We start from the raw sequence: 12,358 nt of genomic DNA, 5'->3' as shown, positions 1-12,358 counted from the left end.
AATTTGTGCAAAAATACGAAAATAAGTTGGGATGATGAAAAGCCTGATCTTATATTAATTTAACACAATGAAAATAGAAAAGACTGTTAATATATTTAATAAACGTGCCCGCTTTGAGTACGAAATTCTGGATGAATACGAAGCTGGCATAGTCCTCACGGGGACAGAAATAAAATCTCTCAGATCTTCCAAAGCATCCATCACGGAGAGCTTCTGCCAGTTTATCGATGATGAACTGTACGTCATTAATATGATGATCGATGAGTACAAATTAGGAACTTTTTATAATCATAAAATAAAAAGGGAACGGAAATTGCTAATGCATAATTACGAATTGCAAAAACTTAAAAAAAAGTTAAAAGATGTTGGCAATACGATAATCCCACTCAAGCTTTATATTAATGACAACGGTAAAGCAAAGCTACTGATATCATTGGCTAAGGGAAAGAAACTGTTTGATAAAAGAGAGGCGATCAAAGACAGGGAAAATAAGGTTAATATCCAACGTATATTAAAGAAAAGTTAAAAAAACTTTGTTTATAAAGAAAAATTATATTTATTTTGCATTATCAATTATTTAATCATTTAATTCTATGAAAAATCTAAAATTAGGAATTACAGCATTGGCACTTACTGTTGCTTCTTCTGTTTTTGCGCAAACAACTACTAACCCTTGGGTTATAGGTGTAGGTGCTCATGGAGTGAATCACGTTGCTCAAAGAGGAAACTTTAGCAATACGTTCTCATTCAACAATTTAAAAGAAAATTTATTCGGCGTATCGAAGTATTCAATTACACCGCCACTTTCTAAATTGACAGTTGCAAGAAGCCTTGGAAAAGGTTTGGTTATTGACTGGCAGACGTCAGTTGGTAACGTAGACAACAAAAGATTCGGTATGAATAAGGAGTTTTTCCTTATGACAGGTCTTGGTCTTCAATTCAAAGCTGCAGGTTTATTGTGGGACGAAGAGTCTTGGTTTGACCCGTACTTGAGAGTTGGTGCTAACTATTTAAGACATGATTATACTGCTCTTATGTTCCCTAAAACAGATACCAAATCTGGAGAAGTTAAGACGGCTTACAATGAAGACGGTGACTTGACAGGTAAAGCAAATCACTTTGCAGTAAGTACAGGTGCAGGTATCAATTTCTGGGTGACCAAAAACTTCGGTTTAGGTGTTCAAGGAGATTATGTGACTACGCCAGTAGACAAATCTAATGTTGCTAATTTTTGGCAAGCTTCTGCGTCTCTATTATTTAGATTCGGAAATACTGACAAAGATAAAGACGGAATCCTAGATAAAGACGATGCTTGTCCTGAAATTCCTGGTATTGCATCTGCAGATCCACAATTCAATGGTTGTCCAGATACAGACGGAGACGGCGTATTTGACAAAGTTGATAAATGTATCGATGTTGCAGGTCCAGTTGAAAACGAAGGTTGTCCTTGGCCAGATACAGACGGAGACGGTGTATTAGACAAAGATGATGCTTGTGTTGACGTAGCTGGTCCAGCTGAAAACAAAGGTTGTCCTTGGCCAGATACAGACGGAGACGGTGTGTTAGACAAAGATGATGCTTGTCCTACAGTGTTCGGTCTTGCTCAATACCAAGGTTGTCCTAAGCCAGCTTCTGCTTATGCTGAAGATGCTACAGGCGCACTTACAAACATCTTGTTTGACTTCAACAAAGCTACTTTAAGAGCTGAGTCTAATGGTAAAATTGAACAAGCTGCTTCTATCCTTAACGGAGCGAAAGATGCTACTTTCTTGGTAACTGGTTACACAGATGCTAAAGGTGCTGAAGCTTATAACTTAAAACTATCTAGACAAAGAGCTGCTTCTGTAGTTTCTGCGCTAGAAGCAAAAGGTGTAAATCCAAATCAATTGAAATCAGTAGGTGTAGGTGAAAGAGATGCTAAAGTTTCTGAAAAAGCTTCTGATGCTGAGAGACAAGCTGATAGAAAAGTAGTAGTAGAGGCTGTAAACGGCGCTGCTTGGGATGCTCTTCAGAAGTCTGACCTTCCAGTAGTAGTGAAAAAAGTAGTTAAGAAAAAAGCTACTAAAAAAAGAAAATAATTAGCAATTAATTTCTAAATATAAATACCTCCAATTTTATTGGAGGTATTTTTTTTGTTTCCATATTTCAGTACTTTTGTAGTATAAAATAAAACTTGTAATGGGAAGAGCATTCGAATATAGAAAAGCCTCAAAAATGGCCAGATGGGATAAGATGGCCAAAACGTTTTCCAAGATAGGAAAAGATATAGCATTAGCAGTGAAAGCCGGCGGATCTGATCCGGAAGCCAATCCAGCACTTAGAAGATGCATCCAGAATGCAAAAGGCGCCAATATGCCAAAGGATAATGTGGAACGTGCGATTAAAAAGGCAAGTGGCGCAGATGCGGAGAACTATGAAGAGATCACTTACGAAGGTTACGGACAAGGAGGCGTTGCTTTCTTTGTAGAATGTACCACAAACAATCCTACGAGAACGGTTGCCAACGTAAGAGCTATTTTCAATAAGTTTGATGGCAGTCTTGGCAAGAACGGAGAGTTAGCTTTTATCTTCGACAGAAAGGGTATTTTCACGATTGATAAGGCTCAGATCAAATCCGAATGGGATGACTTCGAAATGGAAATGATAGACGGTGGCGCAGAAGAGATCGATCAAGACGAAACTGAAGTTCTGATCACAACAGCCTTCGAAGATTTCGGAGCCATGTCTCACAAGCTTGACGATCTAAAAATCGAAGTGAAAAGTGCAGAATTACAAAGGATTCCGAACAATACCAAGGAAATGACGGATGACCAGTTCAAGGCCAATATGAAAATGCTGGAACGCTTTGAAGAAGACGACGACGTTCAGAACGTCTTCCATAATATGGAGTTTACAGAAGCGCAATTAGAAACGCTTTAATCGAACAATCACCCAAAAAAAAATCCTGAAACATAAGTCTCAGGATTTTTTATTTTTATAAAACGCTTTTAAAAGCAAATAGCCATAAGCTAATTGCTATAAGCCAAATTATGCGTTTGGTTCAATAGATACAAATGATCTGTTGTTAGCTTTCTTTCTGAAAACAACTTTACCGTCAACAAGAGCGTGCAAAGTGTGATCTTTACCCATCCCAACATTTTCACCTGGGTGATGCTGAGTACCTCTTTGTCTGATGATGATGTTACCAGCAATAGCGTCTTGTCCTCCGAAAATCTTCACGCCCAATCTTTTGGAATGAGATTCTCTACCGTTTTTGGAACTACCAACTCCTTTCTTATGTGCCATTTTATTTAAACTTTGTGGTTAAAAATTATTCAGCAGATTCGCTGGTTTCTGTTACTTCAGCTTTAGCCGCTTTCTTAGGCGCTGCTTTTTTAGCTTCTTTTTTCTCAGAATCAAAACCAGTGATACCAGTTACGATGATTTGAGTTAGAGATTGTCTGTGACCGTTTTTCTTTGCATAACCTTTTCTTCTCTTCTTTTTGAAGATGATTACTTTATCCGCCAAAACGTGGTCTAGGATTTCTACTTCTACGGTAATACCGCTTACAGCCGGGGCACCAATAGTAATTGCGCCGTTTACAGTAAGAAGAACTTTATCAAAAGAAACTTTCGTTCCTTTGTCTCCTTTCAAACGGTTCACAAACAACTTTTGGTTTTGCTCAACTTTGTATTGAAGCCCTGCTATTTCTACAATTGCAAACATTGTTTATAAATTTTATATTATTCGAGGTGCAAAAGTACAATTATTCTTTCTAAAACACAAACACTTATCACAAACTTTTTAATAATAATGATTGGGCAGCTTTATCCGCCTTCCGCTCCCAATCATTTTTCTCAAAATTTTCCGTTAAGTTGAACTTGAGTACAAGCAAAAAAGGATTTCCGCTCAAACCTAACGAAGTGGTTCATCGATTCAAATAAAAAAATAGAAAAGATGAGATTAGTCGGGCTGCAGATTTTGCATAAAACACGAGGGAAAAATTAGATCGGTGTTTTGTCATTTCTAATAAGTGTCAAACAGTCAATGTTTCTAAATTTCAATTGTGTATTTTCAAAGAAACTAAAATCTAATATCTAAAATCTAACTTCCAACATCTATTATATAAAAGATTACTTCTAAATTTGAAAATCGAAATTTCTTAATTAATGTTAGATTTTATAAAGAAAAACATTGCCCTCATCTGGGCCAAAAAACATACCGCCAAAACAAAAGATTTCAAAACCAATGCGGTCAAGAATCAAGAAGAACTTCTGCTTTCACTCGTCAAAACCGCTGAGAAAACGCTCTTCGGAAGAGAGCATCAATTTGAAACGATAAAGAATAGTGAGGATTTCCGAACCAATGTTCCGATTGCTGACTATGAAGATTTGAAGCCTTACATCGAGAAAATCCAAAAAGGACAGTCCAAAATCCTTTGGCCAGACTTACCGGAGTATTTTGCTAAAACCTCCGGAACCACTTCTGGTGCCAAATATATTCCGATTTCCAAAGAAGCAATGCCTTTTCAGATTGCAGCGGCTCAAAGTGCACTTTTCCATTACATCGAAAAGAAAAACAATGCAGATTTCGTCAACGGAAAGATGATTTTCCTACAAGGTTCGCCAGTATTGGAAGAAATCAATGGCATCAAAAACGGAAGATTGTCCGGAATCGTGGCGCACCACATCCCCAATTACCTTCAGAAAAACAGATTGCCAAGCTGGGAAACCAACTGCATCGAAGACTGGGAAACCAAAGTCGATAAAATCGTAGAAGAAACCGAGAAAGAAAATATGACCCTGATTTCAGGTATCCCACCTTGGCTCATTATGTATTTCGAAAAACTGATTGACCGACACGGCAAAAAAATTACGGAGATTTTCCCAAACCTCCAATTGATCATAACTGGAGGCGTCAACTACGAGCCGTACCGCAACAAGATGAATGAATTGCTGGGAAAACCTGTCGATATTGTTCAGACGTTTCCGGCGTCGGAAGGTTTTTTTGCGTTTCAGGATGATTATACCAAAGAAGGATTGTTGCTGTTGACCAACCACGGGATTTTCTACGAATTTGTTCCATTAGAACAATATGGCAAACCGAATGCAAAAAGATTGACGCTGAAAGATGTGGAACTTTATAAAGATTACGCCTTGATTTTGACGACCAATTCTGGTCTTTGGGCTTATTCTATCGGCGATGTGGTGAGATTTATTGATAAAAACCCTTACCGAATTTTGGTTTCTGGCAGAACCAAACATTTTACTTCGGCTTTTGGAGAACACGTGATTGCGTTTGAAGTGGAAGAAGCGTTGAAAGCAACCGTGGAGAAATTTCCTGCTCAAATTACAGAATTCCATCTTGCACCACAAGTGAATCCGGCGGAAGGATTGCCTTACCACGAATGGTTTATAGAATTTGAAAAAGAAGCAGAGGATTTGCAAGCGTTCAAATCCGAATTGGATCTACAGCTCAGAAAGCGAAATACTTATTATGATGATTTGATTTCTGGAAATATTCTGCAACCTTTGGTAATTACAAAATTGAAGAAAAATGCCTTTCAGGATTATGCGAAATCTGAAGGGAAATTGGGCGGACAGAACAAAATTCCGAGATTGGCAAATGACCGGAAGATCGGTGATTTTTTGTCTGAGTTTCAATTGTAATCCGATTGTTAAGCCTTGTCAACGATTTAGAACTTTGATAAAGTGTGGATTTTGCGTAAAATATCGATTGGTTTACAAATCCCATAGCCCCGATAGTAGCGGCATCCTTTTTTGTTTTCTTTTTGTCTGTTTTTTTTGATGAGAAAAGGTTCTGAAAACAAAAAAGATACAGCGGATAGCGGGAAACAGCTCCAAAAATTAAATAAATTTCTGTTCGACAAAGTCAAATAGCTCCTGAAAATATCAATGACTTACAGCTTTCAAACCTACAATGGAGGCAATTAATGTGGAAACGAAAAAAAGTCGCCAAAAAGTGGCTGGTTCTTTGAAGATCAGAATCCCGACGATCACGCCGCCGACTGCGCCAATACCTGTCCAGACGGCATAAGCGGTGCCGATTGGTAATCCGCTAGGTCCCGAGATGGCTTTGAACATCAGAAACATACTGGTGAAAAGACAGGCGGAAAACCCGATCCACCAATAGATGCTTTCTTTTCCTGAAGTTTCCTGCGCTTTTCCGAGGCAAGCGGCAAATCCTGTTTCAAATAGTCCTGCGATGATGAGTATGATCCAATTCATCCTGCGAAGATAAAATTTTGAAAATTAATACCTAATTAATCACGATCCACTACTTTTGCAAAATGATTTCTTTTACACCACTTCGCGTTTTAAACAATATGGAATTTCGTCATCTTTTAACAGGCAGGTTTTTTCTGATCATCGCATTCAGGATGCTGGCAACACTTTTGGGTTGGTGGGTTTATCAGTTGACGCACGATCCTTTTTCTATTGGATTGATTGGGCTTTCCGAGGTGATTCCGGCGGTGTCGTGCGCGCTGTACGCTGGTCACGTGATCGACATGAATGAAAAGAAAAAGCTGCTTTTGCTGTGTAATTATGCGTATGTGGTTTTGATCAGTTTGCTTTTGATCCCGGCTTTTATGGGGCATAAATTGCAATTTACAGGTCATGAGATCACTTATTTTATTTACGCGGTAATTTTTTTCACGGGGATTTGTCGCTCGTTTTTGGGGCCATTGGTTCCGAGTATGATCCCGAGAATTGTGAAGCAGGAGAATTTGCCTTACGCCGTAACTTTGAACCAAGCGACGTTTTTGATTGCCTCGGTTTCCGGTCATGCTTTGGGCGGGTTTCTGATTGCTTTGATCACGATCAAATGGACTTTGGTGGTGATTGTCAGTTGTATGGTTTTGTCATCATTGTTTTTCTGGACCATCAACAAACAGTTCTCTGAGAATAAGAATAAGGATGTGAATGTCTTCGACAGCATGAAGGAAGGTTTGGCTTATATTTATAAAACAAAGGAAATTCTTGGTGCTCAGATGCTGGATATGTTTGCGGTACTTTTTGGTGGCGCAGTGGCAATGATTCCGGTTTTTGCGAGTGATATTCTGAAAGTTGGTTCGGAAGGTTTTGGCTTGCTGAATGCGGCTTCTGACATCGGTTCTATGTTGATTATCATTACACTTTCTATGGTTCCACTGAGGAAAAACCAGGGCAAAATATTACTTTTTGTGGCAACAGGTTTCGGACTTTGTATCATTGGATTTGGATTATCGAAAATGTATTGGCTGTCATTTGCATTCCTTGTCTTAAGTGGAATGTTGGACGGAATCAGCGTCGTGATCCGGGGCACCATCGTACAGTTGAAAACGCCAGAAGAGATCCGAGGACGTGTTTTGAGCGTGAATTCGATTTTCATTATGTCTAGTAATGAATTGGGGCAATTTGAAAGTGGATTGACTGCGAAGCTGATGGGCGTTGTACGATCTGTGGTTTTCGGAGGGGCAATGACGGTTTTAACAGCTATATTCATTGGCACGACTTCTAAGAAATTGAGAAAGATGGAATATTAAATGGCTGATAGCAATTGGCTCATTGCAGGTGGCTTTTAGAAATAATATTTTATAATTTAGATTCTTAACGAAGAAAATTTCTACTTTTATCAAATCAATTTTCGTCATTATTATTGTTTGGTTTTTGGCGCATTCAATTTACATTACCATAGATGGATTGACTGATGAACAAACAAAAGCAGACGTTGCCATCGTTCTAGGAAACAAAGTGAACGAAGATGGAACTTTGTCCGAGAGGTTAAACGCCCGTCTTGATAAAAGCATCGGATTATTCACTCAGAAAAGAATCAAATCAATTATCGTCAGCGGTGGTTTGGGAAAGGAAGGTTTTTGGGAAGGAAAGAAAATGCAGGCATATTTGATTAATAATAAAATCCCTAAAGGGAAAATACTGGTTGATAATTACGGAAATGATACGGAGAAAACGGTTGAGAATTCCATCAGAATAATGGATAGTTTGAATTTCAAAAATGCAATTTCTGTTTCCCAGTATTTTCATCAGACAAGAACCAAGAAATTATTCAGAAAGAAAGGGTTTGAAAATGTTGAAAGCGCAAGCCAGGAATATTTTGAATTGAGGGATTTCTATTCAATTTTTCGAGAATTTGTGGCTTATTATAAAGAAGCGATTTAATTGAAATAAAAAAGGAAGCAAAAACTTTGCTTCCTTTAATTTATATCAAACTTCTAATCTTCGCAATCATATCATCACCCAATTTATCCGCTTCTTCCTGAGAAAATGCCTCAGTGTAAATTCTGATAATCGGTTCTGTATTTGACTTTCTCAAATGAACCCAGTTTTCAGGGAAATCGATTTTTACACCGTCAATTGTAGAAACTTCTGTCACATTGAGCGAAGTCGAAATGTCTTCGTTCTTGTATTCTTCCTGAACTTTGATTAATAAAGCATCTACATCAATATCCGGCGTCAGTTCGATTTTCTTTTTACCCATAAAATAACTTGGATAAGTGGCTCTCAATTCAGAAACGGTTTTGTTTTCTTTCGCCAAATGGGTTAAGAATAATGCAACACCAACCAAAGAATCACGTCCGTAATGCAGCGCCGGATAGATGATTCCACCGTTTCCTTCGCCACCAATAACGGCATTTTTTTCTTTCATCAGGTTGACGACATTCACTTCTCCTACAGCACTTGCAAAATAGTCAGAATCCAGGTTTTTCGCCACATCTCTCAATGCCCGGCTGGATGAAAGATTGGAAATGGCCACGCCTTTTTGGTCTCTCAAAAGGTAATCTGCAACGGCAACCAAAGTGTATTCTTCGCCAAACATTTCGCCTTTTTCGTCTACCAAAGCCAGTCTGTCCACATCAGGATCTACCACGATTCCCATATCCGCTTTTTCTTGGATGACCAATTCGCAGATGTCGCCAAGATGTTCTTTCAAAGGTTCCGGATTGTGAGGGAATTGCCCGTTTGGCTCGCAATAAAGTTTCACAACTTCAACGCCGAGTTTCTCCAAAAGTGGTGGAATAGAAATCCCGCCGGTAGAATTTACCGCATCCAAAACCACTTTAAATTTCTTAGCTTTTATCGCTTCTACATCAACAGTTGGCAAGTCAAGAATTTGTTTGATATGAATGTCAAAAGCGTCATCTCTCGTCTCATATTTACCCAAATCATCAACTTCTGCATAATTGAAATCTTCATTTTCAGCCAAAGTCAAAACGTCAGCACCATTTTCTCCACTGATGAATTCGCCTTTGTCATTAAGCAATTTCAATGCGTTCCATTGTTTTGGATTGTGAGAAGCAGTCAGGATAATTCCGCCGTCAGCATTCAGTTCCGGAACCATTATTTCAACAGTTGGTGTTGTAGAAAGTCCCAAATCAACAACGTTAATTCCAAGACCTTGCAAAGTAGAAGCAACGAGTGAAGAAACCATTTGACCAGAAATCCTCGCATCACGACCGATAACTAAGGTTAAGTCTTTTTTATTTTTATTGTTCTGAAGCCAAGTTCCGAAGGCAGAAGCAAATTTCACGACATCCAGCGGAGTCAGGTTATCATTGACGCGGCCGCCAATAGTTCCGCGTATTCCGGAGATTGATTTGATTAATGACATTTTTGAATTTTAAGGTTTTTATATTGCAGTGCAAATGTATTAAAAAGAAGTCATTATGGTTTTCAATTTCACATCAAAGTGCTGGTGTTTTCTCTTGAATTCTCTCACAGCTCTTTTTTGCCTAAGATGATGCGTTTGGTCTCTAAAAAAAAAGTGCGTAAAAAACCCTTATGGATAATGTGTGAGCTTGCGTCATTGTAATGACTGCCAGAATCATTCAATTTTTCCAGTTAAGAACAGCCACAATCCGGACCACAGTTTTTGCCGTCTTTTTTCTTGGAAAAGGTTTTGGTAAATTTCTTAAAAGTAAAGTAAAGCGCTCCTAAAACCAATAATCCGATGATCGCGTATTGTATAATGATTGAGTTTTCCATTTTTCTGATTTAAAATTATTTCAGAATCTGATAAGCAACAAGTGCCGAAATGTATGCCAAAAAAGTCATCGCAAAAGTCTGAAGCAACGTCCATTTCAAACTCTGTGTTTCTCTGTAAACCACGGCAATTGTAGAAATACACTGCATCGCAAACGCATAAAAAAGCAAAATCGAAACGCCTGTCGCAAAACTGAAAACTTTGTCACCATTTGGATGGGTGTCCAGTCTCATTTTCTCTATCAATCGGCCTTCTGGCGCTTCATCGTCCAGACTGTAAAGGGTTGATAATGTGCCGACAAAAACCTCTCTCGCGGCAAAACTTGTCAAAATCCCGATTCCCATTTTCCAGTCGTAGCCCAAAGGTGCAATCGCTGGTTCCATAGAACGACCGATTTTCCCAAGGTAAGATTTTTCTAATTTTACATTCGAAGCAATCGTTTGATTTTCTTTTTGAGATGGACCGAAGTAGCTTAATGTCCATAAAATAATACTCACCGTGAAAATAACTTTGCCTGCACCACTTATAAATTCCCAAACTTTGCCCAAAACCAATTTGAAATCATAACCGAATAATGGCATTTTGTAGGTCGGAAGATCCATCACCAGGAAACTTTTGACCTTAGTTTTTATTAAATTTTTAAGAATTAAGGAAGAAAATAATGACATCGCGAAGCCTAAAAGATACATTGACAAAAGTGCCAAAGCTCTGTATTTGATGCCATAAAAACTTTCGTCTGGAATGATCAATCCAATGATGATGCTGTAAACCGGTAATCTCGCAGAACACGTCATAAAAGGCGTTACGAGAATCGTAATCAGTCTTTCCTTGATGTTTTCTATGTTTCTTGTAGACATTATTGCAGGAATAGCGCAAGCCGTTCCGGAAACCAGTGGAACGATACTTTTGCCATTCAACCCAAATGGTCGTAAGAATCTGTCCATCAAAAAGATAACCCTTGCCATATAGCCAGAGTCTTCTAACAAATAGAGAAAGTAAAGTAAGATTCCAATCTGTGGTGCAAAAATCACGATGCCGCCAACTCCCGGCAGTATCCCGTTTGATATTAATGAATTGATTGGCCCTTCCGGAAGGTAATCTCCTGAGAAATTTGAAAACCAACTGAATAGGCCTTCTATCCAGTTCATTGGATATTCGGCAAGAAAGAAAACACTTTGAAATATTAATAATAAAATCAGGAAGAAAATCAAATATCCCCAAACTGGGTGAACCAAGATGCGGTCTAGTTTTTCTGTCAGAAGCTGCTTTCTTTGCGGGATTTTCTCCGTGGTTTCAGAAATTATTTGATCAATATTCTGATATCGTCTTACTGTTTCCTGTATCTGGAGACGTTTTGGAACATTGCATTTGGCATCTTCCTGAGTAATGATCTCATTGATCCTTTCAATTTTTCCAAGATAAGTGTCTGCCGCCAGAAGCGTCCAGATTTTGTAAAGATTCTGGTCTTTTGTGTTCTGGGATATTTTGTAAACCAATCCTTTTTGCTCAATCGGGATTTCAAAAGTGCTTTGGGAAGATTTATTGAATTGATTGCTGAAAATTGCTTCACGGATCTCATCGATACCAATGTGTTCCTTGGCGTTGGTTCTTAAGATCTCGACGTTCAGTGTTTTGGAAAGCGCCTCTGTATTGATCTTGATGCCGCGTTTTTCGGCCTCATCAATTTGGTTCACAACCATCAGGATGGGGATTCCCAAATCCTGAATCTGCTGAAACAGAAGCAGGCTTCGCTTCATATTGATCGCATCTGCAATGTACAGAACACCAATGTAATTGTCCTGTTCCTGAATCAGATATCTGGAAAAGATCGCTTCATCTTCCGAAGTTGGGTAGATGCTGTAAGATCCTGGAAGATCCGTGATCTCTACCTCCTCATTGTTATAAATATAATTTCCGGACAGACTTGCGACGGTAACGCCAGCGTAGTTTCCGGTTTTTTGTTTTCTGTTGCACAGACTGTTGAAAAGTGTAGATTTCCCCACATTCGGGTTTCCCACCAATAAGATCTGTTTCTGCTTTTTCTGATCCTGCATTATCCCCATACTTCTACCTTGATGTATTTTGCTTCCTCTTCCCGCAACGCGACTTTTGTTTTTTCGGAGCCGTATTCTATGTAAAGTGGACCACCAAAAGGTGCCTGATACAGAACCTGAAATGAAGTTTCCGGAAGAAGTCCCATTTCTAAGATCTTGGTAGGCATTTGCAGATGCTCATTATCATAGCCTGTGATTTTCCCTAATTTGTTTTTTGGGAAGCAACACAATTTATCTGGATGTTTATTTTGCAAAATTCATCAATTTTAGAATTGCAAATATAGCTTGTTTTAAATAAATCTAAATAAGGATATTAATCATA

At 38.6% G+C, this 12,358-nt stretch carries 13 protein-coding genes; 6 read left to right on the top strand and 7 right to left on the bottom strand.

Annotated elements, in window-relative coordinates; genetic code table 11:
- Positions 1–67: 67 nt before the first annotated feature.
- The 3 genes from smpB to F564_RS0104985 all read left to right on the top strand — a co-directional run bounded on the left by smpB (position 68) and on the right by F564_RS0104985 (position 2,919).
- On the top strand, positions 68–526 hold the full coding sequence (gene smpB, locus F564_RS0104995) for an SsrA-binding protein SmpB (protein WP_028121650.1): 459 nt from the start codon (positions 68–70) through the stop codon (positions 524–526).
- 67 nt (positions 527–593) lie between these two features.
- The gene (locus tag F564_RS0104990; RefSeq protein WP_028121649.1) at positions 594–2,078 is read left to right on the top strand and encodes an OmpA family protein; all 1,485 of its coding nucleotides are present in this window, start codon (positions 594–596) and stop codon (positions 2,076–2,078) included.
- Positions 2,079–2,178: 100 nt separating this feature from the next.
- Positions 2,179–2,919, top strand: a complete 741-nt coding sequence (locus F564_RS0104985) for a YebC/PmpR family DNA-binding transcriptional regulator (protein WP_028121648.1) — start codon at positions 2,179–2,181, stop codon at positions 2,917–2,919.
- A 108-nt stretch (positions 2,920–3,027) separates the two neighbouring features.
- Here F564_RS0104985 and rpmA read toward each other — a convergent pair whose 3' ends face one another.
- On the bottom strand, positions 3,028–3,285 hold the full coding sequence (gene rpmA, locus F564_RS0104980) for a 50S ribosomal protein L27 (protein WP_028121647.1): 258 nt from the start codon (positions 3,283–3,285) through the stop codon (positions 3,028–3,030).
- A gap of 25 nt (positions 3,286–3,310) precedes the next feature.
- The gene (rplU, locus tag F564_RS0104975; protein WP_028121646.1) at positions 3,311–3,706 is read right to left on the bottom strand and encodes a 50S ribosomal protein L21; all 396 of its coding nucleotides are present in this window, start codon (positions 3,704–3,706) and stop codon (positions 3,311–3,313) included.
- A gap of 443 nt (positions 3,707–4,149) precedes the next feature.
- Between rplU and F564_RS0104970 the strand changes: the two genes are divergently transcribed.
- Positions 4,150–5,649 (top strand): GH3 auxin-responsive promoter family protein, encoded by a 1,500-nt coding sequence (locus tag F564_RS0104970; RefSeq protein WP_028121645.1) that lies wholly within the window; start codon positions 4,150–4,152, stop codon positions 5,647–5,649.
- A gap of 243 nt (positions 5,650–5,892) precedes the next feature.
- Here F564_RS0104970 and F564_RS0104960 read toward each other — a convergent pair whose 3' ends face one another.
- Positions 5,893–6,228: a DMT family transporter gene (locus F564_RS0104960; protein WP_028121644.1), complete on the bottom strand. Its 336-nt coding sequence runs from the start codon at positions 6,226–6,228 to the stop codon at positions 5,893–5,895.
- A gap of 62 nt (positions 6,229–6,290) precedes the next feature.
- Here F564_RS0104960 and F564_RS0104955 point away from each other — a divergent pair, with 62 nt between their 5' ends.
- Positions 6,291–7,526: an MFS transporter gene (locus tag F564_RS0104955; RefSeq protein WP_034980777.1), complete on the top strand. Its 1,236-nt coding sequence runs from the start codon at positions 6,291–6,293 to the stop codon at positions 7,524–7,526.
- A gap of 124 nt (positions 7,527–7,650) precedes the next feature.
- Entirely contained in the window at positions 7,651–8,160 is a 510-nt protein-coding gene (locus F564_RS0104950) for a YdcF family protein (protein ID WP_228373861.1), read from the top strand.
- Positions 8,161–8,200: 40 nt separating this feature from the next.
- Here the strand turns inward: F564_RS0104950 and glmM are convergent, their stop codons facing one another.
- The 4 genes from glmM to F564_RS0104930 all read right to left on the bottom strand — a co-directional run bounded on the left by glmM (position 8,201) and on the right by F564_RS0104930 (position 12,290).
- The gene (gene glmM, locus F564_RS0104945) at positions 8,201–9,610 is read right to left on the bottom strand and encodes a phosphoglucosamine mutase (RefSeq protein ID WP_028121641.1); all 1,410 of its coding nucleotides are present in this window, start codon (positions 9,608–9,610) and stop codon (positions 8,201–8,203) included.
- Positions 9,611–9,840: 230 nt separating this feature from the next.
- Positions 9,841–9,984 carry a FeoB-associated Cys-rich membrane protein gene (locus F564_RS20150; RefSeq protein ID WP_084406772.1) on the bottom strand — a complete coding sequence of 48 codons (144 nt, stop codon included), beginning with the start codon at positions 9,982–9,984 and terminating at the stop codon, positions 9,841–9,843.
- A gap of 15 nt (positions 9,985–9,999) precedes the next feature.
- A complete protein-coding gene (gene feoB / locus F564_RS0104935) occupies positions 10,000–12,036 on the bottom strand; it encodes a ferrous iron transport protein B (RefSeq protein WP_028121640.1) in 2,037 nt (678 codons plus the stop codon).
- On the bottom strand, positions 12,036–12,290 hold the full coding sequence (locus F564_RS0104930) for a FeoA family protein (RefSeq protein WP_028121639.1): 255 nt from the start codon (positions 12,288–12,290) through the stop codon (positions 12,036–12,038). The genes feoB and F564_RS0104930 overlap by 1 nt, the downstream gene beginning before the upstream one ends.
- Between the last annotated feature and the right edge of the window lie 68 nt (positions 12,291–12,358).

The organism is Epilithonimonas tenax DSM 16811 (assembly GCF_000428485.1).
GTDB classification, from domain to species: Bacteria; Bacteroidota; Bacteroidia; order Flavobacteriales; family Weeksellaceae; genus Epilithonimonas; species Epilithonimonas tenax.
This window is presented reverse-complemented; position numbering and strand designations above follow the sequence as displayed.